At 40.8% G+C, this 23,954-nt stretch carries 19 protein-coding genes, 1 tRNA gene, 2 rRNA genes and 1 other annotated feature; of the genes, 17 read left to right on the top strand and 5 right to left on the bottom strand.

Annotation, left to right across the window (positions count from 1 at the left end):
- Window positions 1-539 precede the first annotated feature (539 nt).
- The 4 genes from rpmH to jag all read left to right on the top strand — a co-directional run bounded on the left by rpmH (window position 540) and on the right by jag (window position 2,725).
- A complete protein-coding gene (rpmH, locus tag IGK77_RS14815; RefSeq protein WP_002293121.1) occupies window positions 540-674 on the top strand; it encodes a 50S ribosomal protein L34 in 135 nt (44 codons plus the stop codon).
- Window positions 675-792: 118 nt separating this feature from the next.
- Window positions 793-1,149 carry a ribonuclease P protein component gene (gene rnpA, locus IGK77_RS14810; protein WP_074801131.1) on the top strand — a complete coding sequence of 119 codons (357 nt, stop codon included), beginning with the start codon at window positions 793-795 and terminating at the stop codon, window positions 1,147-1,149.
- Entirely contained in the window at window positions 1,146-1,967 is an 822-nt protein-coding gene (locus IGK77_RS14805; RefSeq protein WP_010734565.1) for a YidC/Oxa1 family membrane protein insertase, read from the top strand. Before rnpA ends, IGK77_RS14805 begins: the two co-directional genes overlap by 4 nt.
- A 14-nt stretch (window positions 1,968-1,981) precedes the next feature.
- Window positions 1,982-2,725, top strand: a complete 744-nt coding sequence (gene jag / locus IGK77_RS14800; RefSeq protein WP_074801133.1) for an RNA-binding cell elongation regulator Jag/EloR — start codon at window positions 1,982-1,984, stop codon at window positions 2,723-2,725.
- 161 nt (window positions 2,726-2,886) lie between these two features.
- Here jag and IGK77_RS14795 read toward each other — a convergent pair whose 3' ends face one another.
- Entirely contained in the window at window positions 2,887-3,225 is a 339-nt protein-coding gene (locus IGK77_RS14795; RefSeq protein ID WP_074801136.1) for a heavy metal-binding domain-containing protein, read from the bottom strand.
- Window positions 3,226-3,564: 339 nt separating this feature from the next.
- On the opposite strand from IGK77_RS14795, the gene mnmE reads away from it, so the two are divergent.
- Entirely contained in the window at window positions 3,565-4,962 is a 1,398-nt protein-coding gene (gene mnmE / locus IGK77_RS14790) for a tRNA uridine-5-carboxymethylaminomethyl(34) synthesis GTPase MnmE (RefSeq protein WP_010734568.1), read from the top strand.
- A gap of 14 nt (window positions 4,963-4,976) precedes the next feature.
- Entirely contained in the window at window positions 4,977-6,878 is a 1,902-nt protein-coding gene (gene mnmG, locus IGK77_RS14785) for a tRNA uridine-5-carboxymethylaminomethyl(34) synthesis enzyme MnmG (RefSeq protein ID WP_074801140.1), read from the top strand.
- Window positions 6,879-6,957: 79 nt separating this feature from the next.
- On the opposite strand, the gene IGK77_RS14780 is transcribed toward mnmG, so the two are convergent.
- On the bottom strand, window positions 6,958-7,098 hold the full coding sequence (locus IGK77_RS14780; protein ID WP_438713233.1) for a hypothetical protein: 141 nt from the start codon (window positions 7,096-7,098) through the stop codon (window positions 6,958-6,960).
- Between the two features lie 806 nt (window positions 7,099-7,904).
- On the opposite strand from IGK77_RS14780, the gene rsmG reads away from it, so the two are divergent.
- The 8 genes from rsmG to guaB all read left to right on the top strand — a co-directional run bounded on the left by rsmG (window position 7,905) and on the right by guaB (window position 14,701).
- Complete coding sequence (gene rsmG, locus IGK77_RS14775) at window positions 7,905-8,618, top strand: 16S rRNA (guanine(527)-N(7))-methyltransferase RsmG (RefSeq protein ID WP_010734577.1); 714 nt, start codon at window positions 7,905-7,907, stop codon at window positions 8,616-8,618.
- Between the two features lie 11 nt (window positions 8,619-8,629).
- Entirely contained in the window at window positions 8,630-9,397 is a 768-nt protein-coding gene (locus IGK77_RS14770; RefSeq protein WP_010734578.1) for a ParA family protein, read from the top strand.
- On the top strand, window positions 9,384-10,274 hold the full coding sequence (locus tag IGK77_RS14765) for a ParB/RepB/Spo0J family partition protein (protein ID WP_010734579.1): 891 nt from the start codon (window positions 9,384-9,386) through the stop codon (window positions 10,272-10,274). Before IGK77_RS14770 ends, IGK77_RS14765 begins: the two co-directional genes overlap by 14 nt.
- A gap of 18 nt (window positions 10,275-10,292) precedes the next feature.
- Window positions 10,293-10,484 carry a DUF951 domain-containing protein gene (locus tag IGK77_RS14760; RefSeq protein WP_010734580.1) on the top strand — a complete coding sequence of 64 codons (192 nt, stop codon included), beginning with the start codon at window positions 10,293-10,295 and terminating at the stop codon, window positions 10,482-10,484.
- A gap of 8 nt (window positions 10,485-10,492) precedes the next feature.
- On the top strand, window positions 10,493-11,593 hold the full coding sequence (ychF, locus tag IGK77_RS14755; RefSeq protein ID WP_010734581.1) for a redox-regulated ATPase YchF: 1,101 nt from the start codon (window positions 10,493-10,495) through the stop codon (window positions 11,591-11,593).
- An 80-nt stretch (window positions 11,594-11,673) separates the two neighbouring features.
- Entirely contained in the window at window positions 11,674-12,369 is a 696-nt protein-coding gene (locus tag IGK77_RS14750; RefSeq protein WP_019722878.1) for a DUF1129 domain-containing protein, read from the top strand.
- 230 nt (window positions 12,370-12,599) lie between these two features.
- A complete protein-coding gene (locus IGK77_RS14745) occupies window positions 12,600-12,938 on the top strand; it encodes a hypothetical protein (RefSeq protein ID WP_074801143.1) in 339 nt (112 codons plus the stop codon).
- Between the two features lie 278 nt (window positions 12,939-13,216).
- Entirely contained in the window at window positions 13,217-14,701 is a 1,485-nt protein-coding gene (gene guaB / locus IGK77_RS14740) for an IMP dehydrogenase (RefSeq protein WP_010734584.1), read from the top strand.
- 69 nt (window positions 14,702-14,770) lie between these two features.
- On the opposite strand, the gene serS is transcribed toward guaB, so the two are convergent.
- From serS to IGK77_RS14725, 3 genes are all read right to left on the bottom strand, one after another.
- Complete coding sequence (gene serS, locus IGK77_RS14735; protein WP_074801145.1) at window positions 14,771-16,042, bottom strand: serine--tRNA ligase; 1,272 nt, start codon at window positions 16,040-16,042, stop codon at window positions 14,771-14,773.
- Between the two features lie 50 nt (window positions 16,043-16,092).
- Window positions 16,093-16,305 (bottom strand) — a binding site (T-box leader).
- A 24-nt stretch (window positions 16,306-16,329) separates the two neighbouring features.
- Window positions 16,330-17,535 (bottom strand): sensor histidine kinase, encoded by a 1,206-nt coding sequence (locus tag IGK77_RS14730; RefSeq protein WP_176285327.1) that lies wholly within the window; start codon window positions 17,533-17,535, stop codon window positions 16,330-16,332.
- The gene (locus tag IGK77_RS14725) at window positions 17,522-18,211 is read right to left on the bottom strand and encodes a response regulator transcription factor (RefSeq protein ID WP_010734587.1); all 690 of its coding nucleotides are present in this window, start codon (window positions 18,209-18,211) and stop codon (window positions 17,522-17,524) included. Before IGK77_RS14725 ends, IGK77_RS14730 begins: the two co-directional genes overlap by 14 nt.
- Before the next feature lie 883 nt (window positions 18,212-19,094).
- Between IGK77_RS14725 and IGK77_RS14720 the strand changes: the two genes are divergently transcribed.
- The 3 genes from IGK77_RS14720 (at window position 19,095) to IGK77_RS14710 (ending at window position 23,901) form a co-directional block, all read left to right on the top strand.
- A 16S ribosomal RNA gene (locus IGK77_RS14720) occupies window positions 19,095-20,655 on the top strand.
- Between the two features lie 77 nt (window positions 20,656-20,732).
- Window positions 20,733-20,805, top strand: a tRNA-Ala gene (locus IGK77_RS14715).
- A gap of 181 nt (window positions 20,806-20,986) precedes the next feature.
- Window positions 20,987-23,901, top strand: a 23S ribosomal RNA gene (locus IGK77_RS14710).
- Together the 16S and 23S rRNA genes with 1 tRNA gene alongside form the textbook arrangement of a ribosomal RNA operon.
- Window positions 23,902-23,954 lie beyond the last annotated feature (53 nt).

Raw genomic sequence — 23,954 nt, 5'->3', positions numbered from 1 at the left:
ACAAGGCCTCCTCCTTCATTAAAAGTAAATAGCTAGTACTAATTTAGCATTTTTTACAAAAGTTTTCCACAGAAAGAAAAGAAAAAAATTTTTTATAACAATTATCCACATTATCCAGAAGAAAAAAAAAGAAGAAAAACACAGAGAGGAAAAAAAGATATCCACAAGAGTAATCAACAGGTGGATAAGTGGTGTAAAACTAGAGATTTACCCAGTGGGTTGTGGATAAAAAAAGTAATAATGACAATACTTACAGAAATCAATGCACAGGAATTTATGGAATTGTGGATTACTTATTTTCAGGTGTTTATTCTGTGTAAAAACTAAGGGTAAATTACTGTGGAAAACTTCTGTGTATAACTTTATCCACATTGAAAACACAGCGCGAAAAATACCGTTGTGGATAAAATGAGAGAATTATTTTCGAATAAAAGCTTTTTTTTATATTGACAAATCACCTAAGTACTCGTTATACTATCAAAGTATGTCTGTGTTTAATTCATGTACATGTAGATAAGAATTTCTGGAGGTGGAACAAGATGAAAAGAACATACCAACCAAATAAACGTAAACGTCAAAAAGTTCACGGATTCCGTAAACGTATGAGTACTAAAAATGGACGTCGTGTTTTAGCTAGCCGTCGTCGTAAAGGAAGAAAAGTTCTTTCAGCTTAGACCACTGGGGTTACAGTGGTTTTTTTTATGCCCTTTTTTAGAGGAAAAGGTGAAAGACTTATAGGAAATATGGTATGATTGGGAGCGTAAGTGAGAGATAGAAAAGGAAAGAAAACGAATGAAAAAAGCGTATCGAGTGAAAAAAGAACGAGAGTTCCAAGCGGTGTTTCAAACCGGCGCTTCCTTTGCTAACCGTAAGTTTGTCGTGTACCGTTTAGATAAGAAGGAACAACCGCATTTTCGTGTTGGCTTATCTGTAGGTAAGAAAGTCGGAAACGCTGTATGTCGCAATGAAGTAAAACGAAAAATCCGTGCGGCGATCTATTCATTGAAAGAAGAGATCGAGCCGGAATTAGATTTTATTGTGATTGCTAGACCAAGCATCAAAGGACTGACTTACGATGAGATTCGCTCCAACTTAGTCCATGTCTTAAAGCTTGCAAAAATAATCGACAGAGAGGAAAAGAGTAAGTGAAGAAATACAAACGTTTACTTTTGATGGCCGGACTTGTCGGTCTGATCATCGTCTTATCCGGTTGTGGAACTGGAGAAGTCAGCGCACAAAGTACAGGAATTTGGGATCGCTACATTGTTTATTATTTTGCAGAAGCGATTAAAGCATTGTCATTTGGAAATGTTGGGATCGGGATCATTTTATTCACGATCATCATTCGCGTAATTTTATTACCATTAATGCATTTCCAAACAAAAAGTATGCGTAAGACCCAAGAACTTCAACCAAAACTAAAAGCGATCCAACAAGAATATAGTTCAAAAGATCCTGAAACACAAAGTAAGTTAAGAGAAGCACAACAACGGTTATATGCTGAAAATGGTGTAAATCCATATGCAGGTTGTTTGCCTTTATTAGTACAAATGCCAATCTTAATGGCTTTATGGCAATCAATTTCTCGTGTTCCAGCGTTGAGTCAAGGTCACTTCTTATGGTTGAACCTAGGGAACGCTGACCCAACCTTTATTTTACCAGTGTTGGCTGCCATCTTTACATTTGCAAGTACGTATTTATCAAGCATGAGCCAAGTGGAATCGAATGCTTCATTGAAAGTCATGAATTTTGCGATGCCAGTGATGATCTTAGTTATGGGGGTCAATTTAGCCAGTGGACTTTCACTATACTGGGTAGTATCAAATGCTTTCCAAGTGTTCCAAACACTATTGATCAATAATCCATTTAAAATCAAACGTGAGCGTGAAGAAGAAGCACAACGTATCCGTGAAAAAGAACGTGCTTTGCGTAAGGCACAAAGTCCTAAGAAAAAACGTAAAAAATAAGGGAGGGAATGCAAATGCCGATTTATGAAGCTGCAACCGTAGATGAAGCTGTTGAAATTGGATTGAAGGAGTTAGGACTAGCAAAAGAGCAAGTCGCTATTGAGATACTTGATGAAGGAAAAAAAGGATTTCTCGGAATGGGAAAAAGAAACGCCAAACTTTCAATCGAACCGAATATCAGCGAAGTTGTCTCTGAAACGATTGAAGAAACCGTAGAAGAAGTGTTGGAAGAAACATCTGTTCAACCAGAAAATACGGATGAAATCGAACCTGAGGACTTGATTGAAGAGAAAAGTGAATTAGGTGACGAAGCAGCTTTATCGGAATTAGCAACCTATCTCACTGAGATCTCCCAGCAACTAAATGCACCAGCTGTAGTAAAAATGACAAGAGAAGCGAATTTGATCGTCTTCCATTTAGAAACGGATAAACAAGGTCTGTTGATCGGCAAACATGGAAAAACGTTAAATGCTTTGCAATATTTGGCGCAAGTGTTCATTCATCGAGTAGCCGGTAATAAACTCTCTGTCGTGGTAAACGTAGGCAACTATCGTGAAAAACGACAAGAGATCATCCAACGTTTAGCTGAGCGCACCGCAGAAAAAGTCTTGCGTACAGGACAGCCTGTATTTTTAGAACCGATGCCTGCGTTTGAACGCAAACAAATTCACGCGGCGTTAAGTAAACATGACGGAGTACAAACCCACTCAGAAGGTGATGAACCATATCGTTACTTAGTTGTCGAACCAGCCAAATAGCGATTACGAAGAGAAGAACCCAAAATCTTGCGATCAGATTGACAAACTTTTCCAAACAAAGTATATTTTATTAGAAATCATTCTTATCGGAGTATACGATGGTAGTCTTTACTTTGGTAGAAAAAACGTGCAGGGCGAAAGCTCTGCACGTTTTTTTGTGATCAGCCAATCGTTGTCTGGACAAATTGGATCACGGTACCGTAAGCAAAAAGTTCGATGATCTGTTTGCCATCTCGGGGTTTTTGTTGATATTCAAAGTGACAATTGATGACTGCATTTGCGCCATAATCTAGCACTTTCTTTTTTAATTTTTGTTTTGTTGTCAAGAACATGTCATCACTATTGAATGTAGAGTCGAATAAGTCCCCTTCGATACATTCTGCGACAAATACGATATCTCTGACGATATATTTTTGATTGATATTCCCTGTCGATAACACCACTTCATTGATTCGTGGATCATCTACTCCGTCTACTGCACTAGGCTTAAATTGGGCCATAATTTTTGCTCCTTTCGGTAAAGAAAAAGTATGTAGGTACCGCTACCATTTAAGTGTAACGTTTTTTGCCACAAAGATAAAGGTATAAGAGTAGATTTACTTCTATAGAGTGTTATCTGATGGGACATCCAGTCAAAAGGCACCTGTGCAGAAAAAGTTTAAGAATGATTCGTTACTCTCTTAAAAATAAACAAAAAAGCTTGATTACTAGAATTAGATATGATAGTCTATGACCAGAATTTAAACAGAACAAGCAGTCAAAGTGCGAAGTTCACCATTTATTGCAAAGGGTGAAGTGGGCACTTTTTTTGTGCGTAAAATGAAAAAGGAAGTGAAAAAATGGCTGAAATAACCTTAGAATTTGATACGATTGCAGCAATCTCTACACCACCGGGTGAAGGGGCGATAAGTATTGTGCGATTAAGCGGTGATCAAGCGCTGACCATTGCCAATAAAGTCTATCAAAGTGGCAATAAACAGTTGTTGGATGTTCCTAGTCATACGATTCACTATGGGCATATCGTCGATCCCAAAAGTGAACAATTAGTCGATGAAGTCATGGTATCCGTCATGCGCGCACCACGAACATTTACCCGAGAAGATGTTGTAGAAATCAATTGTCATGGGGGCATCGTTGTCGTCAATCAAATTTTACAGCTTCTATTAAGAGAAGGCGCACGTTTAGCAGAGCCAGGAGAATTTACAAAGCGTGCCTTTCTAAATGGACGTGTTGATTTATCCCAAGCTGAAGCAGTCATGGATCTGATCCGTGCGAAAACAGACAAGGCGATGGGTGTCGCGTTGAACCAATTAGATGGGAATCTGTCTGCATTGATCCGTTCCCTTCGACAAGAGATTTTAGAGACATTAGCACAAGTGGAAGTGAATATCGACTACCCTGAATATGATGATGTTGAAGAATTGACGACAAAACTTCTATTAGAAAAAGCGCAGATGATCCAACAACGTATTGAAGTTCTTTTAGCGACATCACAACAAGGCAAGGTCTTGCGAGAAGGGTTAAGTACGGCGATTATTGGTCGCCCCAATGTTGGGAAATCAAGCTTACTGAACCATTTATTACGAGAAGAAAAAGCCATCGTAACGGATATTGCGGGAACGACAAGAGATGTGATTGAAGAATACGTCAATGTTCGTGGCGTACCGTTGAAACTAATCGACACAGCTGGTATTCGGGAAACAGAAGATATCGTGGAACAAATCGGTGTGGCTCGTAGTCGTAAAGCCTTGGCAGAATCTGAATTGATCTTACTTGTCTTGAATCAAAGCGAGCCGTTGACGATTGAAGATGAACAGTTGTTGGAAGCAACAAAAGGATTGAAACGGATCATTCTATTGAATAAAACTGATTTACCGAAACAATTAGAGGAAGACAAGCTTTTATCATTGATCGAGGATGAACCAGTATTCGCTGTTTCGGTTGCCAATAATGAAGGATTGGACCGATTAGAAACGGCCATCTCTGAGTTGTTCTTTGGTGGGCAAACTGGTGAAAGAGATGCAACTTATGTATCCAATACCCGTCATATTGCCTTGCTCGAAAAAGCGGCCATCTCTTTACAAGAAGTGATCGCAGGAATCGATGCGGGTATGCCTGTTGATCTCGTTCAAATGGATATGACTCGCTGCTGGGATTACCTTGGTGAAGTCGTAGGAGATAGTGTTCAAGATGAATTGATCACACAATTGTTTAGTCAATTTTGTCTTGGAAAATAAAGGAGGAACAGTTCTTGAATCATTATCAAGCAGAAGAATATGATGTGATCGTTGTCGGTGCAGGACATGCTGGTTCAGAAGCCGCTTTGGCTGCTGCACGCATGGGGACAAAAACGTTACTGTTAACGATCAATTTAGATATGGTAGCATTTATGCCATGTAACCCTTCCGTCGGTGGTCCAGCGAAAGGCGTTGTCGTACGTGAAATTGATGCACTAGGCGGCGAAATGGGTAAAAATATTGATAAGACATACATTCAAATGAGAATGTTGAACACTGGGAAGGGACCTGCTGTTCGAGCGTTACGTGCGCAAGCAGATAAGCATGCCTACGCCAGTGAAATGAAACATACGATCGAAAAAGAAGAGAATTTGACATTAAGACAAGGAATCGTTGAAGAATTGATCGTTGAAGATGGGGTTTGTCGTGGTGTAGTGACTTCAACTGGTGCAAGTTATCGTTCAAAAGCAGTCGTTATCACTGCGGGTACCGCATTACGTGGTGAGATTATTATCGGTGAATTAAAATATTCGTCTGGTCCGAATAACTCACAACCATCAATTGGTTTAGCCAATCACTTAAAAGAATTAGGTTTTGCCATTGATCGTTTTAAAACCGGAACGCCTCCACGTGTGAAATCAAGTACGATCGATTACTCTGTCACGGAAGAACAACCGGGAGACAAGGAGCCAAATCATTTTAGCTTTGCCACACCGGACAGTGCCTATAACTTAGAACAAGAACCTTGTTGGTTGACTTATACAGGTGAAACGACCCATCAAATCATTCGTGATAATCTGCACCGCGCACCAATGTTTACAGGAATCGTTGAAGGCGTCGGCGCACGTTACTGTCCTTCAATTGAAGACAAAATCGTCCGTTTTGCAGACAAACCACGTCATCAACTCTTTTTAGAACCAGAAGGATTGAATACAGAAGAAGTGTATGTTCAAGGGCTTTCAACTTCACTTCCAGAAGACGTCCAAGTGGATATGTTGCATTCGATTGCTGGATTAGAAAAAGCAGAAATGATGCGTACGGGCTATGCCATTGAGTACGATGTGGTCGAACCACACCAGTTGCGTCCAACATTAGAAACGAAAGTCGTAGAAAATCTTTATACGGCCGGTCAAACCAATGGGACAAGTGGATATGAAGAAGCAGCGGGACAAGGGCTGATTGCAGGAACCAATGCAGCGTTGAAGGTTCAAGGAAAAGAGCCATTAGTCATCAAACGTAGTGACGGCTATATCGGTGTCATGATCGATGATTTAGTCACAAAAGGAACGAATGAACCGTATCGCTTACTGACATCCCGGGCAGAATATCGTTTACTTCTTCGTCATGATAATGCTGATCTACGTTTAACGGAAATGGGTCACCAGATCGGTTTAGTAAAAGAAGATCAATACGCTGCTTACTTGAAAAAGAAAGCAGCAGTTGAACAAGAAATCAAACGTTTGATGAACGTTCGTATCAAACCGACAGCAGAAGTCCAAGCCTTTTTAGCAGAATTAAATGCTGCACCATTAAAAGATGGTGTGCTAGCAAGTGATTTCTTGCGTCGTCCAGAAATCACCTATGCCGATCTATTACGATTTATTCCAGAAAATGCGGAGTTAACACGTAAAGAAATCGAACAAGTTGAAATTCAACTAAAATACGAAGGATACATCAAAAAAGCATTAGAAAAAGTAGAAAAACTAAAACGGATGGAAGCCAAACGCATCCCAGAAAACATTGACTACGCTGCGATCAACGGATTAGCAACGGAAGCAAAACAAAAGCTTCAAAAAATCCGTCCAGAAACCATCGCACAAGCAAGCCGCATCAGCGGTGTCAATCCAGCAGACCTAAGCATCTTGATGGTCTACATCGAACAAGGGAAGATTGCGAAAGTGGAAACATCTGCTTAAATAAAGCACTAAATAAAAAAATAGCTGACGAATGATTGATTCGTCGGCTGTTTTTTCATTAACAAGAACATAGAGTAAATCACTTATGTAAAAAAGAAGAAACCTGAATATCCCATCGACTGATCAGCCACCTATTTATACATGCACCAATAAGAAACCCACAAGTATTTACAAAAACATCCCCTAAATCAAAAATACCTAGGTAAAAGAAATATTGGATCCATTCAACGCCTAAGACAGCTGAAAGGACTAAGATAGACTTAATTGTAAAAACCAGCCTAAAGGTAGAAACAGCAAAATATTAAACAGAACAATCATTGGATCACCATAAATCAAATCCTTCACCCACGAAAATAGCTGAAATTCTACGCCTCGTATCCCAATATTTTTCAAGAAAAGTAAATAAATGAGAAAAGAGAGATAGAGAAAAGAAAAAAAGATTAGCCATTCCCGATAGATGTTTCTTGTAAAAACACTTTGAAGACTGACATAAAGAGAGAGTGCAATAATTATCACTAAGAAGAAAGGAAACCAGAAGTCGACAGGACCAGATGGTGGAAAAAGCGTAATAGAATAATAATAGAGATAACGCATGAAAAACCATCGAGAAAAAAGCAGGCAAGATAGTAGTAAAAGAAAATTTAATAATAACGTTTTTGTTTTTAGTTTTATCTGAAACTCCTCCTTTTTTGTTCATATCAGTTTGAATTGTCTGTTTAATCAAAGATTATCGTATAAAAATAATTATTTTCTCTATATAAGTATACATAAAATAACTTTATATTAGAATATGCTCAAAGAATAAATAGAAAATAAAGGAGTGTGAGCAATGGGCAGAACACTCTTTTTTGTGTTGTCCGTGGGCTGATTATTTTCTTATTTTAGATGTAGAATTTACCTACTTCCAAATTTGGCATAACCTCCTTTAAATTTATATATAGAAAGATTGCAACTCGACTCATTTTGCGTTAAAGTAGGAAGAGATTCTGTGAAACAATTAGCTGTTTCACAATGAAAGGACAAATTATGACACCAGAAGAATTTCGCCAAGTCTTGGCAGAAAAAGACATTCATTTATCGGATAAGCAAATGGCGCAGTTTGACCGTTATTTTCATTTATTAGTGGAGTGGAATGAAAAAATGAATTTGACGGCGATCACTGATCGAGAAGAAGTTTACTTAAAACACTTTTATGATTCATTGACGTTGGCATTTGATGTTGATTTTTCAACTGGCCTGACTTTATGTGACGTCGGCTCAGGAGCTGGGTTCCCAAGTATTCCTTTAAAAATTGCTTTTCCTGAGTTACAAATAACGATTGTTGATTCCTTGAATAAGCGAATCACTTTTTTAACTGAGTTAACGAATCAATTAGAAATCGATGCGTCTCTTTACCATGATCGTGCAGAAACATTTGGACAAAATCCGCAATTCCGTGCATCATTTGATTTTGTGACTGCTCGTGCAGTGGCACGTTTGAATGTATTGACGGAACTGTGTTTACCATTAGTGAAACAAGAGGGTTATTTCTATGCACTGAAAGCTGCTAAAAGTGAAGAAGAATTGGCAGAAGCGAAACCAGCGATTGCGCAATTAGGTGGTAAATTTATTGGTGAGCAAGCAATCGAACTACCTAAAATCTCGGACAAACGCCACATTCTGATCATACAGAAAAAGAAACCAACACCGAAGAAGTATCCAAGAAAACCTGGGTTGCCGAATAAGCAACCAATCAAGTAGGAGGAGAAGAGATGGCACAAATTATATCCGTTGCAAATCAAAAAGGCGGCGTTGGTAAAACAACGACAACTGTAAATCTAGGTGCTTGTTTAGCAAGTTTAGGTAAACAAGTGTTGCTAGTAGATATGGATGCACAAGGAAATGCCACTAGCGGAGTAGGCATTCGTAAACCTGATGTGACACAAGATATTTATGATGTATTAGTCAATGAGTTACCAATTGCTGAAGCGACAATTGCTACTGAACATGAAAACTTGAGTATTGTGCCTGCCACTCTTCAATTAGCGGGAGCGGAGATTGAATTAACCTCAATGATGGCAAGAGAATCACGTTTAAAAAGTTCACTGGCTGAAGTCAACGATCAGTATGACTACATTTTAATTGATTGCCCGCCATCTTTAGGTCATCTAACCATCAACTCATTTACTGCAAGTGATTCGATTTTGATCCCTGTGCAGTGTGAGTACTATGCGTTAGAAGGGTTAAGTCAACTACTGAATACTGTTCGCTTGGTACAAAAACACTTCAATCCTGAATTGGAAATCGAAGGGGTATTATTGACGATGTATGACGCTCGAACGAATCTAGGGAATGAAGTGGTAGAAGAAGTACGGAAGTATTTCCGTGAAAAAGTGTATGACACAGTGATTCCTCGAAACATTCGTTTGTCAGAAGCACCAAGTCATGGAAAACCTATCATTGATTATGATCCGCGTTCCAGAGGCGCTGAAGTGTATCAAGCATTAGCAAAGGAAGTGGTCGATCGTGAAGAAAAGTAAAGGACTAGGTCGGGGAATCGACGCGCTGTTTCAAGATTTGGAAAATTTAGAAACAGTCAACGTGAAAGATGAAACTGTTATTCAGTTGCCACTAAACGAATTGCGTCCTAATCCGTATCAACCACGTAAAACATTTGAAGAAGTATCATTGCAAGAATTAGCGAACTCGATCGAGTACTCCGGTGTCTTTCAACCGATCATTGTTCGTCGTTCGTCGGTGAAAGGGTATGAGATCATCGCAGGTGAACGTCGTTTCCGAGCGTCTAAGTTAGCTGGCAAAGAAACAATTCCTGCAATTGTCAGGGATTTCGACGAAGAAGCGATGATGCAAGTTGCAGTTTTAGAAAACTTACAACGTGAAGACTTGAATCCTTTAGAAGAAGCAGAAGCTTATGAGATGTTGATGAAGAACTTAAAGTTGACACAAGCTGAAGTCGCAAGTCGTTTAGGGAAAAGTCGTCCTTATATCGCAAACTATTTGCGTTTATTGACATTGCCTGATTTAGTGAAAGAAATGGTCCAAGATCAACGATTATCTATGGGACAAGCTCGTACGTTACTTGGATTAAAAAATAAACAATTGATATTAAAATTAGCCAATCGTGTCGTCACAGAAAATCTAACGGTTCGACAATTAGAGCAGATCGTTTCCGAGCTGAATCAAAATGATGGGCAAGAAAAGAAAAAAATTCCACGTTTAGCGAAGGAAAAACCGTATTATATCCGTGAGAGTGAAGATCGCTTGATGGATAAATTTGGAACAAGTGTCGCCATCCAAGAAAAGAATGGGAAAGGTAAGATCGAAATCGAATATCTTTCACAAAATGATTTAACTAGAATTCTTGATATTCTAAATATTCAATTTGATGAAGAATAAACAGAGGGAGGCTATGTTATGTACGACTTACATGATATCGTAGAAATGAAAAAACCTCATGCTTGTCAAACGAACCGTTGGGAAATCATCCGAATGGGCGCTGATATCAAAATCAAATGTATGAATTGCGGTCATATCGTGATGATGACCCGTCGAGAATTTGAGAAAAAAATGAAAAAAGTACTTGAAAAAAATGTAGAGAAAGAGTGAATGAATTTATGGCATTAACTGCTGGAATTGTGGGTTTACCCAACGTAGGAAAATCAACTTTGTTCAATGCAATTACAAAGGCGGGAGCAGAGGCTGCCAACTATCCTTTTGCGACTATTGATCCAAATATTGGAATGGTTGAAGTACCTGATTGGCGTTTACAACGTTTAACAGAATTAGTAAAACCAAAGAAAACTGTACCAACAACCTTTGAATTTACAGATATTGCTGGAATCGTTAAGGGTGCAAGTAAAGGTGAAGGATTAGGAAACCAATTTTTAAGTCATATTCGCCAAGTAGATGCAATCTGTCATGTTGTTCGTTGTTTTGACGATGACAACATCACACACGTAGAAGGACGCGTCGATCCTTTAGCAGATATTGATACGATCAATCTAGAGCTTGTCTTAGCAGATTTAGAGTCAGTGACGAAGCGCTATACACGTGTGGCAAAAATTGCAAAAACAAAAGATAAAGATGCAGTCGCTGAATTAGCGGTGTTGGAGAAAATCAAACCAGTATTAGAAGATGGACGTTCAGCACGTTCGATCGAATTTACAGAAGAAGAACAAAAAATCGTTAAATCTTTATTCTTGTTAACAACTAAACCGATCTTGTATGTTGCGAATGTGGCAGAAGATGAAGTAGCAAATGCAGATGCGAATGAATATGTTCAAGCAGTCCGCAATTTTGCTGCAGAAGAAAACGCAGAAGTTATTGTCGTTAGCGCCAGAGCAGAAGAAGAAATTGCTGAGCTGGACGACGAAGATAAAGCAGAGTTTCTTGAAGCATTAGGCATTGAAGAGTCAGGGTTGGATCAATTGATTCGTGCGGCGTATGACCTATTAGGATTAGCAACATACTTTACAGCAGGTGAACAAGAAGTTCGTGCGTGGACGTTCAAAAAAGGAATCAAAGCGCCACAAGCTGCAGGAATCATCCATACCGATTTTGAACGTGGCTTTATCCGTGCAGAAACAGTCTCATTTGAAGATTTAGACCAATACGGAACGATGCACGCAGCGAAAGAAGCAGGACGTGTACGATTAGAAGGGAAAGACTATGTCGTTCAAGATGGCGACGTTATGTTATTCCGTTTTAATGTATAAAAAGGCTATCATACGGTGTATGTGATATGTTAAAATGTCTTTTGTGACAACCGTCAGCGTCTAAGGAGGACTGTAAAATAATGGAAGCAGAACAGTTACGCGAAATCGTAAAAGAAAATGCGCAGTTAGAAGAACAACTAACAAAACGTAATCAACAATATATTTTTGACTTAAAGAAGTCGCTAGAAGCAGCGAATTTATCAGAAGAAGAAAAAGTAACGGCTTTGCATGAGATGTTACCCGTTTTAGTATCCGAACAAAAAGGTGGGAAAACAGCCCGCCAATTATTTGGAACGGTATCTGAAAGAACAGAAGCAATCATCAATAAACCGGTTGAAGTGAAAACTTCTTCGACGCCAACGTTGATGTGGTTGGACAATACATTACTCTTACTCGGATTATTGAGTGTCATGATCGCAATCACTGGATTGTTTTCACGTGAAACAACGCCTGCTTATGGAATCACCACACTTGTACTAGGTTCAGCTATTGGTGGATGGGTCTTTTACTTGATGTACAAGTATATTTACCAATACGAGTATCCAGGTGCTGATCGCAGTAAAAAACCAGGGATGGGTAAAACCTTGTTGATTCTAGGTGGAACGACATTGATCTGGGTCATTGCTTTTTCAGCAACAACCTTATTGCCACCAATTGTTAACCCATTATTAGATCCAGTGGTGATCATCATCATCGGTGCAGCGGCTCTTGCGTTGCGTTACTACTTAAAGAAAAAATATGGCATCGTTGGGAGTCTTTCTGTTCCAAGAAGATAGTTCATTGGACCTAGAAATTATGTGACTTACGAGAAGATAAATAAAAAAAGAATGTGCAGCGTCATGCTGGCACATTCTTTTTTTTATCTTCTATCCATCTCATAAAGGCAATCATGAGATTGAAAGATTATTTTTTATTATTATAAAAAATAGTGTTATTCTCAAAGAGAAGAGACAATCACTGATATTAAAAAACATGTTGAGCGAGATAGTTAAACGAGGAGGGGTGAATGAATATGAAAAAAGTCAAATGGATATTTTCTATCAATGCTGACGGAGTGCCTCTTTTTGGTTATGCCGGAATCAAAACTGGACAATTTATTCTTGGGCATGGAAGAAAGTTTCAAAAAGAAATGCGGTCTGTTTTAGGGCCAGAAATCGAGCTGGATTTCATTAGCTATAATACAAGAAAGCCGGAGACACTAACTGCTGATTTATTTGTGTATACAGATGTCGATGAAAAGTATCTTGACGAAGAGACGAAGAAAAAAGGCTTAAGCATTCCCTATAAACTATATTATTTGAATGAGATTGAAAAGATCAAAGAATCGATCGAAGCAAATGTTTAAAAAGTGAATCGCATCTTTTCTTTCTTGAAGTGTACTCGTTTCAGTTTAGTAAAAATATTGAGTAAGAAAAAAGAACATGCAGTGTAAGACGAAAGCGCTAACTAACATTTGATTTTGATCAAATATTAGGAGACGCTTCATTATGCTGGTACGTTCTTTTTTTTTGGATTCACTGAGTAGTTCCTTAGAAAAAACAAGGGATTAGTAGAAGTTGTTGACTTACAAAAGAAAATCGATTATTTTAGTAGATAAACTAAACAAGAGGAGTGGTACTAAAAATGTCCAACTGGGAAACAAAGTTCACGAAAAAAGGATTTACTTTTGATGATGTCTTATTGATACCAGCAGAAAGTCACGTGTTACCAAACGAAGTGGATATGAGTGTACAATTAGCAAAAAATATCAAATTGAATATTCCTATCATCAGTGCAAGTATGGATACAGTTACTGACAGCAAAATGGCGATTGCTATGGCAAGACAGGGTGGCCTAGGTGTCATCCATAAAAACATGACAATCAGCGAACAAGCAGATGAAGTACGTAAAGTGAAACGTTCTGAAAGTGGCGTAATCATTGACCCATTCTTCTTGACACCACAACACTTGGTCGCAGATGCTGAAGAATTGATGAGCAGATACCGTATCAGTGGTGTGCCAATCGTTGAAACATTGGAAAACCGCAAATTAGTAGGAATCATTACAAACCGTGATATGCGTTTTGTTACAGACTTCCATATCGAAATCAGTGAAGTCATGACAAAAGAAAACTTAGTAACAGCCCCAGTAGGCACTTCTCTAAAAGATGCAGAAAAAATCTTACAACAACATAAAATCGAAAAACTACCGATCGTTGATGATGCAGGCCGATTAAGTGGTTTGATCACGATCAAAGATATCGAAAAAGTGATCGAGTTTCCAAATGCAGCAAAAGATGAACATGGTCGTTTGTTGGTAGCTGCCGCAGTTGGTGTCACTAGCGACACATTTGAACGTGCACAAGCTTTACTTGATGCTGGCGCAGATGCCATTGTCATTGATACGGCGCATGGACATAGCGCAGGTGTGATCCGTAAAATCCAAGAAATTCGTACCACATTTAAAGATGCAACATTGATTGCTGGTAATGTAGCAACAGCAGAAGCAACAAAAGCTTTATACGATGTAGGTGTTGACGTGGTGAAAGTAGGTATCGGACCAGGTTCGATTTGTACGACACGTGTGGTTGCGGGTGTGGGTGTTCCTCAATTAACAGCTATTTACGATGCAGCTTCAGTTGCACGCCAATATGGAAAAACCATTATTGCAGATGGTGGGATTAAATATTCTGGTGATATCGTCAAAGCTTTAGCAGCGGGTGGACATGCGGTCATGTTAGGTAGTATGTTGGCAGGTACTGATGAATCTCCAGGTGAATTTGAAATCTATCAAGGTCGTCGCTTCAAGACATATCGTGGAATGGGTTCATTAGGCGCCATGGAAAAAGGATCAAAAGACCGTTACTTCCAAGGTGGCACGAATGAAGCCAATAAGTTAGTGCCAGAAGGTATTGAAGGCCGCGTAGCGTACAAAGGAAGCGTGGCAGACATTCTCTTCCAAATGATTGGTGGTTTAAAATCAGGGATGGGTTATGTTGGATCAGCAAACCTAAAACAATTAAGAGATGATGCACAGTTCATTCAAATGAGTGGCAGTGGGCTGAAAGAATCTCATCCGCATGATGTACAAATTACGAAAGAAGCACCAAACTATTCTGTAGAATCATAATCAAACTTTTTGATCATAAAAAAGCAGCTAAGCAATTCGTGCCAACGAATCACTTAGCTGCTTTATTGTTTATTTGATTACTTTTAGGTTCCCCATGTAAGGCACGAGTACTTCTGGAACTGTGACTGAACCATCTTCATTTTGATAGTTTTCAAGGATGGCAGCAACCGTACGGCCAACTGCTAAACCAGAACCATTTAATGTATGTGCATAATGGATTTTTCCATCAGCATCTCGGTAACGGATCATCGCACGGCGCGCTTGGAAATCTTCACAGTTTGAGCAAGAACTGATTTCACGATACGTATCTTGTGCAGGGATCCATACTTCTAAATCGTACGTTTTCGCTGCTGAGAAGCCCATATCTCCAGTTGATAATGTCATAACACGGTAAGGTAAATGTAGTTTCTTCAAAATGTCCTCTGCGTCAGCGGTCATTTTTTCAAGTTCTTCATATGAATGTTCTGCATCAGCGAATTTCACCATTTCTACTTTATTGAACTGATGAAGACGAATCAATCCACGAGTATCACGACCGGCACTACCTGCTTCTGAACGGAATGCTGGGCTAAGTGCAGTGAAGTAAACAGGTAAATCTTCTTTTGCTAAGATTTCATTGCTGTAGTAGTTTGTTAAAGGAACTTCGGCTGTTGGGATCAAGGTTAAATCTGTATCAGCTAATTGGAAAACATCTTCTTTAAATTTAGGAAATTGACCAGTACCAAACATGGCTTGGCTGTTGACAGCATAAGGTGTCATCATTTCAGTATAGCCATGTTCATAGACGTGTTGATCTAACATAAAATTATAAAGGGCACGTTCTAAGCGAGCACCTAATCCTTTATAGTAAACAAAGCGGCTTCCTGATACTTTTGCCCCACGTTCAAAATCAAGAATACCTAGATTTTCAGCAATTTCCCAGTGAGGTTTTGGTTCAAAAGCAAATTGACGAGGTTCACTCCAACGACGAGCTTCCACGTTATCCTCTTCATCTTTACCCACCGGCACAGTGTCATGAGGCAAATTTGGGAGAGTTGTAGCGATTTGTTGTAATTTTTCATCAACTTGTGCAACTTCTTCATCTAGTGCTTTGATTTTCCCACCGACTTCTTTCATTTCAGCGATCTTCGCAGTTGCATCTTCTTTATTACGCTTTAATTGGGCAATTTCAGCAGATACATCATTACGATATTTTTTCAATTCTTCACTTTCAACCAACAATTTTCTACGAGATTCATCTAACTCCACAAACTCCGCTAAGATTTCTTTTTTAACGCCACGTGACGTTAATTTTTCTTGTACATAATCAACATTTTGACGGATCATTTTAATATCTAACATTTCTTTTCCTCCTTTTTTGTATAAAAAAAACCAGCTCATCCAAAGAAATATCTTGGGACGAACTGGTTTGAGTTTCGCGGTACCACCCAAGTTCAGTCTACTGAGACTGCACTTGTAAACAGATAACGGCTGTTACCGACCTTTCTTATTTCGAAAGGCACAATAGGTGAACTGGAACTTCGAAATTATTTTTTACTGATTTGCACCAACCATCAGCTCTCTTGAAAAAAATAAAATGTACTGGGTTCACTGTTTTCTTTATTTGTATCCTAAGAATAGCGAAAAATTTAGTTTCCGTCAATATGTTCTGTCAGATTGCCGACTAACTTTTCATTTTTTTTAAGCGGGAAATGCATGATAAAAGACGTCCAATCTTGATCTGACTTCGCATAGATATAGCCACCATGTAATGCTACGATACTTTGTGCAATGGCTAGACCAAGCCCTGTTCCGCCAGTTTCTTGTGAACGGGATTCTTCCACGCGGTAAAATCGATCAAATAGATTGTCAATGGCTTGTTGGGGAATCATGGTACCATTGTTTTTGACAACAACGATGACTTCTGAACCAAGTTGTTCAATTTCAATGATGATTTTAGTAGCTCCTTTGCCATATTTTAGGGCATTCGTTAATAAATTATTGAATACGCGAACTAACTTTTCGGTATCACCATCCATGATCAGTGAATTGATTGGAGATTCAACAAAAATTTGGATATCCTTTTTAGAAGCTTCTAGTTCAAAATCAGCTGCTAATTGTTCAATCAATTGGATCAAATCAAATGCAGAAAAATTCACAGGAACCGCCGGCTGACGTACCTTGGTATACTCGAACAGATCTTCTACCAATGATTTCATTTGTTTCGCTTTGACATAAGCAGTATGGGTATATTTCAACAGATCTTCTTCTGTTTGGTACTGACCATCTTCAATAAGACCTAAATAGCCAATAATTGATGTTAAAGGTGTGCGAATATCATGACTGACGTTTGTAATCAGTTCGTCTTTTGATTTTTCAATTTTACGTTCATCTTCAATCGCCGCCACCGTACTATCCACTAAGCCATTGATACTTTTGACTACACGACTAAGATCGCCACTTAATTCGAAAGGGATACGATGGTCATAATTGCCATTAGCGATATAATGCAATTCGCTAATGATATGTCGTAATTGCATTTGTCGGTAGCGACGAATCAATCGCCAGTATAATACACCAACATCTAATAGAAAGAAAACAGGAAAAATAAAGTTTCGACCATTCCAAAACAAATCACTATCTAAACGCTGGGCAAAAATATTTTTAGAATCCCAAATAGCATTTGTCAAAGAAGGTGAACTACTGATGATCGAACTGATAATGACCAACATCGCTACATTCAATAGAAGCAGAAGGATGATCGTAATGATTCCTTCTGCTAATAATTCACTGATTTCTTTAGATGTCAGATTGATCCGGCGTCGTTTTTCGATCACTTTTTTATCTTGCATCAATTTTATAGCCCACTCCCCAAACGGTTTGAATGACTTTTTCTCCACCTGTTGCTTCTTCGATCTTGTCTCTTAAATGACTAACATGAACCATTACTGTTTTAGCAGAGACAATACTTTCTTGTTTCCAGACACGCTCAAAGATTTCATCTGCACTGAATACATGGTTAGGATGACTTGCAAGAAGATATAGAATACCAAATTCTAAGGCAGTCAGTTGGATTTCTTTTCCATCGATTGTTTTGACTTCATGTGAGTCTTTATTGATGATCAAGGCATTTACTTCTAGGACATCCGGTTGATCCGGCGTCACTTGCATTTTTGTGCGACGTAACAAAGATTTTACACGAGCCATTACCTCAAGAGGATTAAATGGTTTCGTCACATAATCATCTGCACCAGCAACTAACCCTTTGATTTTATCCATATCAGTCGTTTTCGCTGTTAACATAATGATAGGGATTTGTGATTCTTTTCTTAATTCTTTGACCACTTGCATGCCATCCATTTCAGGCATCATGATGTCTAGAATAAGTAATTCAATATCAGGGATTGTTCGTACTTTTGATAATGCTTCTTTTCCATCATAGGCTTTTACTGCTTCGTAGCCTTCATTGTGTACGTAGATACTAAGTAATTCAACAATTTCCTTGTCGTCATCTGCGATTAATATTTTCATAAATAGATCCTCCATCGATTAATGTGTTTACTCTTAATATTTTAGCAAAAAAAAAGATAAATAGATAAAAGCAGCGCTTTGTTAAGGAAAATTTTAGAAGAAGAGGGGGGAGAAGGGGGGAAATCTAAGATAAAAGAGGAGTCAAAAATAGAAAGTGATTTAAATCAAGGAGAAACATCATTTAAACGAAGTAATAAATTGAGAACACTTACACAATAATAGTAAGAAAAAAGAAATTTGATCAAACAAATGAAAAGATGAACATTATCATAGTGAAACTAGTTTAAATAGGAGAAAAAACACGTAAAAAACGAATGATTTTGTGCTTCCTGTTTTTAATGATCGACTCTCTTAAAAATGTTGATAAATCAGCCTTTTTTTAGTTGACTTTCAAAATTGATGTTGGTATATTATTATTTGTTCGAAAGAACGGAAAACAAACAAATCGATTCTTAAAATTAGTGATTGACATGTTTGTTGACACATGATAAGATAACGAAGTTGCTTTTGGGTGATTCACTGATTGAAGTTAGTTTCGCAAAGAAAAAGACAAAAAAAGTGATTGACAAATAACAAACAACAAGTTATTATAAGTGAGTTGCTAAAACGACCTCGTGAAAAAAGAGTTCGAAAAACTTTTAAAAAATAGTTGACAATCATTTGAGAGTTTGCTAAGATATAAAAGTTGCTACGGCAATCACAAACGATAAGTTGAGACAGTTGTGTTTCATTTATCACGTAGACCTTTGAAAACTGAACAAAGTAAGACAAACCAAATGTGTAGGGCGTCTTGATTCAATTCAAGACAACAAACATTTTTAACAAGCAAGCAATATGCTAGCAAACAATTGAGCTTAACAATCGAAAGATTGTTCTAACTTTTATTTATGAGAGTTTGATCCTGGCTCAGGACGAACGCTGGCGGCGTGCCTAATACATGCAAGTCGAACGCTTCTTTTCCCACCGGAGCTTGCTCCACCGGGAAAAGAGGAGTGGCGAACGGGTGAGTAACACGTGGGTAACCTGCCCATCAGAAGGGGATAACACTTGGAAACAGGTGCTAATACCGTATAACAATCGAAACCGCATGGTTTCGTTTTGAAAGGCGCTTTACGGTGCCGCTGATGGATGGACCCGCGGTGCATTAGCTAGTTGGTGAGGTAACGGCTCACCAAGGCCACGATGCATAGCCGACCTGAGAGGGTGATCGGCCACATTGGGACTGAGACACGGCCCAAACTCCTACGGGAGGCAGCAGTAGGGAATCTTCGGCAATGGACGAAAGTCTGACCGAGCAACGCCGCGTGAGTGAAGAAGGTTTTCGGATCGTAAAACTCTGTTGTTAGAGAAGAACAAGGGTGAGAGTAACTGTTCACCCCTTGACGGTATCTAACCAGAAAGCCACGGCTAACTACGTGCCAGCAGCCGCGGTAATACGTAGGTGGCAAGCGTTGTCCGGATTTATTGGGCGTAAAGCGAGCGCAGGCGGTTTCTTAAGTCTGATGTGAAAGCCCCCGGCTCAACCGGGGAGGGTCATTGGAAACTGGGAGACTTGAGTGCAGAAGAGGAGAGTGGAATTCCATGTGTAGCGGTGAAATGCGTAGATATATGGAGGAACACCAGTGGCGAAGGCGGCTCTCTGGTCTGTAACTGACGCTGAGGCTCGAAAGCGTGGGGAGCAAACAGGATTAGATACCCTGGTAGTCCACGCCGTAAACGATGAGTGCTAAGTGTTGGAGGGTTTCCGCCCTTCAGTGCTGCAGCTAACGCATTAAGCACTCCGCCTGGGGAGTACGACCGCAAGGTTGAAACTCAAAGGAATTGACGGGGGCCCGCACAAGCGGTGGAGCATGTGGTTTAATTCGAAGCAACGCGAAGAACCTTACCAGGTCTTGACATCCTTTGACCACTCTAGAGATAGAGCTTCCCCTTCGGGGGCAAAGTGACAGGTGGTGCATGGTTGTCGTCAGCTCGTGTCGTGAGATGTTGGGTTAAGTCCCGCAACGAGCGCAACCCTTATTGTTAGTTGCCATCATTTAGTTGGGCACTCTAGCAAGACTGCCGGTGACAAACCGGAGGAAGGTGGGGATGACGTCAAATCATCATGCCCCTTATGACCTGGGCTACACACGTGCTACAATGGGAAGTACAACGAGTCGCGAAGTCGCGAGGCTAAGCTAATCTCTTAAAGCTTCTCTCAGTTCGGATTGTAGGCTGCAACTCGCCTACATGAAGCCGGAATCGCTAGTAATCGCGGATCAGCACGCCGCGGTGAATACGTTCCCGGGCCTTGTACACACCGCCCGTCACACCACGAGAGTTTGTAACACCCGAAGTCGGTGAGGTAACCTTTTTGGAGCCAGCCGCCTAAGGTGGGATAGATGATTGGGGTGAAGTCGTAACAAGGTAGCCGTATCGGAAGGTGCGGCTGGATCACCTCCTTTCTAAGGAATATTACGGAGACTACACACGTTTGTCGATACTTTGTTCAGTTTTGAGAGGTCTACTCAAAATGTAACCCGGGGCCTTAGCTCAGCTGGGAGAGCGCCTGCTTTGCACGCAGGAGGTCAGCGGTTCGATCCCGCTAGGCTCCATTAACAACGTATGTTGTTATATACTTGTTCATTGAAAACTGGATATTGAAGTAAAAATGTAAGTAATACAAACCGAGAACACCGCGTTGAATGAGTTTTTTAATAAGTTCAATTGCTTATTTTTCTTGATTGGACTTCTATCGCTAGAAGAAAGATCAAAACCCAACCGCAAGGTTGATAAGGTTAAGTGAATAAGGGCGCACGGTGGATGCCTTGGCACTAGGAGCCGATGAAGGACGGGACTAACACCGATATGCTTTGGGGAGCTGTACGTAAGCTATGATCCAGAGATTTCCGAATGGGGGAACCCAGCATCTTTTATAGGATGTTACGTATACGTGAATACATAGCGTATACGAGGTAGACGCAGAGAACTGAAACATCTAAGTACCTGCAGGAAGAGAAAGAAAATTCGATTCCCTGAGTAGCGGCGAGCGAAACGGGAAAAGCCCAAACCAATGAGCTTGCTCATTGGGGTTGTAGGACTCCGATATGGTAGTTCTTTCAGATAGTCGAATGACTTGGAAAAGTCAGTCAGAGAGGGTGAAAGCCCCGTAGATGAAATTTGGAAGGCACCTAGGAGGATCCTGAGTACGGCGGAACACGAGGAATTCCGTCGGAATCCGGGAGGACCATCTCCCAAGGCTAAATACTCCCTAGTGACCGATAGTGAACCAGTACCGTGAGGGAAAGGTGAAAAGCACCCCGGAAGGGGAGTGAAATAGAACCTGAAACCGTGTGCCTACAACAAGTCAAAGCCCGTTAATGGGTGATGGCGTGCCTTTTGTAGAATGAACCGGCGAGTTACGATTGCATGCGAGGTTAAGTTGAAGAGACGGAGCCGCAGCGAAAGCGAGTCTGAATAGGGCGTTTGAGTATGTAGTCGTAGACCCGAAACCATGTGATCTACCCATGTCCAGGTTGAAGGTGCGGTAAAACGCACTGGAGGACCGAACCCACGTACGTTGAAAAGTGCGGGGATGAGGTGTGGGTAGCGGAGAAATTCCAAACGAACTTGGAGATAGCTGGTTCTCTCCGAAATAGCTTTAGGGCTAGCCTCGGAATTGAGAATGATGGAGGTAGAGCACTGTTTGGACTAGGGGCCCATCTCGGGTTACCGAATTCAGATAAACTCCGAATGCCATTCATTCATATCCGGGAGTCAGACTGTGAGTGATAAGATCCATAGTCGAAAGGGAAACAGCCCAGACCACCAGCTAAGGTCCCAAAATATATGTTAAGTGGAAAAGGATGTGGGGTTGCACAGACAACTAGGATGTTGGCTTAGAAGCAGCCACCATTTAAAGAGTGCGTAATAGCTCACTAGTCGAGTGACCCTGCGCCGAAAATGTACCGGGGCTAAACATATTACCGAAGCTGTGGAGTACACCTTTAGGTGTATTGGTAGGAGAGCGTTCTAAGGGCGTTGAAGGTAGATCGTGAGGACTGCTGGAGCGCTTAGAAGTGAGAATGCCGGTATGAGTAGCGAAAGACAGGTGAGAATCCTGTCCACCGAATGACTAAGGTTTCCTGGGGAAGGCTCGTCCGCCCAGGGTTAGTCGGGACCTAAGCCGAGGCCGACAGGCGTAGGCGATGGACAACAGGTTGATATTCCTGTACTCGTTGTTTTTGTTTGAGCAATGGAGGGACGCAGGAGGCTAAGGAATGCAGACGATCGGAAATGTCTGTCCAAGCAGTAAGTCTTGATAGGAGTCAAATGCTTCTAACTTTAAGGACAAGCTGTGATGGGGAGGGAAATAATAGTACCGAAGTTCCTGACGTCACACTGCCGAGAAAAGCTTCTAGTGAGAAAACAACGACCCGTACCGCAAACCGACACAGGTAGTCGAGGAGAGAATCCTAAGGTGAGCGAGAGAACTCTCGTTAAGGAACTCGGCAAAATGACCCCGTAACTTCGGGAGAAGGGGTGCTGATCGTCAGATCAGCCGCAGTGAATAGGCCCAAGCGACTGTTTATCAAAAACACAGGTCTCTGCAAAATCGTAAGATGAAGTATAGGGGCTGACGCCTGCCCGGTGCTGGAAGGTTAAGAGGAGTGCTTAGCGTAAGCGAAGGTACGAATTGAAGCCCCAGTAAACGGCGGCCGTAACTATAACGGTCCTAAGGTAGCGAAATTCCTTGTCGGGTAAGTTCCGACCCGCACGAAAGGCGTAACGATTTGGGCACTGTCTCAACGAGAGACTCGGTGAAATTTTAGTACCTGTGAAGATGCAGGTTACCCGCGACAGGACGGAAAGACCCCATGGAGCTTTACTGTAGTTTGATATTGAGTGTCTGTACCGCATGTACAGGATAGGTAGGAGCCGTAGAAGTCGGAACGCTAGTTTCGATGGAGGCGCTGGTGGGATACTACCCCTGCGTTATGGCCACTCTAACCCGCACCACTTATCGTGGTGGGAGACAGTGTCAGATGGGCAGTTTGACTGGGGCGGTCGCCTCCTAAAGAGTAACGGAGGCGCCCAAAGGTTCCCTCAGAATGGTTGGAAATCATTCGAAGAGTGTAAAGGCAGAAGGGAGCTTGACTGCGAGACCTACAAGTCGAGCAGGGACGAAAGTCGGGCTTAGTGATCCGGTGGTTCCGCATGGAAGGGCCATCGCTCAACGGATAAAAGCTACCCTGGGGATAACAGGCTTATCTCCCCCAAGAGTCCACATCGACGGGGAGGTTTGGCACCTCGATGTCGGCTCGTCGCATCCTGGGGCTGTAGTCGGTCCCAAGGGTTGGGCTGTTCGCCCATTAAAGCGGCACGCGAGCTGGGTTCAGAACGTCGTGAGACAGTTCGGTCCCTATCCGTCGCGGGCGTTGGAAATTTGAGAGGAGCTGTCCTTAGTACGAGAGGACCGGGATGGACTTACCGCTGGTGTACCAGTTGTTCTGCCAAGGGCATTGCTGGGTAGCTATGTAGGGAAGGGATAAACGCTGAAAGCATCTAAGTGTGAAGCCCACCTCAAGATGAGATTTCCCATTTCTTTAAGAAAGTAAGATCCCTGAGAGATGATCAGGTAGATAGGTCAGGAGTGGAAGTACAGTGATGTATGGAGCGGACTGATACTAATCGATCGAGGACTTAACCAAAATAAAATGAAAAACTCGGAGAGTTTCTTACTGATACTTCAAATCCAGTTTTG

This window comes from Enterococcus sp. DIV0806c (assembly GCF_051710905.1).
In the GTDB taxonomy this organism is placed as follows: domain Bacteria; phylum Bacillota; class Bacilli; order Lactobacillales; family Enterococcaceae; genus Enterococcus_B; species Enterococcus_B mundtii.
This window is presented reverse-complemented; position numbering and strand designations above follow the sequence as displayed.

Coding starts and splice junctions, on each gene's coding strand:
- IGK77_RS14750 (WP_019722878.1), top strand. CDS start 11,674: ATGGAAGCAGAACAGTTACGCGAAATCGTAAAAGAAAATGCGCAGTTA.
- rsmG (WP_010734577.1), top strand. CDS start 7,905: ATGACACCAGAAGAATTTCGCCAAGTCTTGGCAGAAAAAGACATTCAT.
- ychF (WP_010734581.1), top strand. CDS start 10,493: ATGGCATTAACTGCTGGAATTGTGGGTTTACCCAACGTAGGAAAATCA.
- IGK77_RS14795 (WP_074801136.1), bottom strand. CDS start 3,225: ATGGCCCAATTTAAGCCTAGTGCAGTAGACGGAGTAGATGATCCACGA.
- rpmH (WP_002293121.1), top strand. CDS start 540: ATGAAAAGAACATACCAACCAAATAAACGTAAACGTCAAAAAGTTCAC.
- IGK77_RS14745 (WP_074801143.1), top strand. CDS start 12,600: ATGAATATGAAAAAAGTCAAATGGATATTTTCTATCAATGCTGACGGA.
- jag (WP_074801133.1), top strand. CDS start 1,982: ATGCCGATTTATGAAGCTGCAACCGTAGATGAAGCTGTTGAAATTGGA.
- mnmE (WP_010734568.1), top strand. CDS start 3,565: ATGGCTGAAATAACCTTAGAATTTGATACGATTGCAGCAATCTCTACA.
- rnpA (WP_074801131.1), top strand. CDS start 793: ATGAAAAAAGCGTATCGAGTGAAAAAAGAACGAGAGTTCCAAGCGGTG.
- IGK77_RS14725 (WP_010734587.1), bottom strand. CDS start 18,211: ATGAAAATATTAATCGCAGATGACGACAAGGAAATTGTTGAATTACTT.
- IGK77_RS14760 (WP_010734580.1), top strand. CDS start 10,293: ATGTACGACTTACATGATATCGTAGAAATGAAAAAACCTCATGCTTGT.
- guaB (WP_010734584.1), top strand. CDS start 13,217: ATGTCCAACTGGGAAACAAAGTTCACGAAAAAAGGATTTACTTTTGAT.
- serS (WP_074801145.1), bottom strand. CDS start 16,042: ATGTTAGATATTAAAATGATCCGTCAAAATGTTGATTATGTACAAGAA.
- IGK77_RS14770 (WP_010734578.1), top strand. CDS start 8,630: ATGGCACAAATTATATCCGTTGCAAATCAAAAAGGCGGCGTTGGTAAA.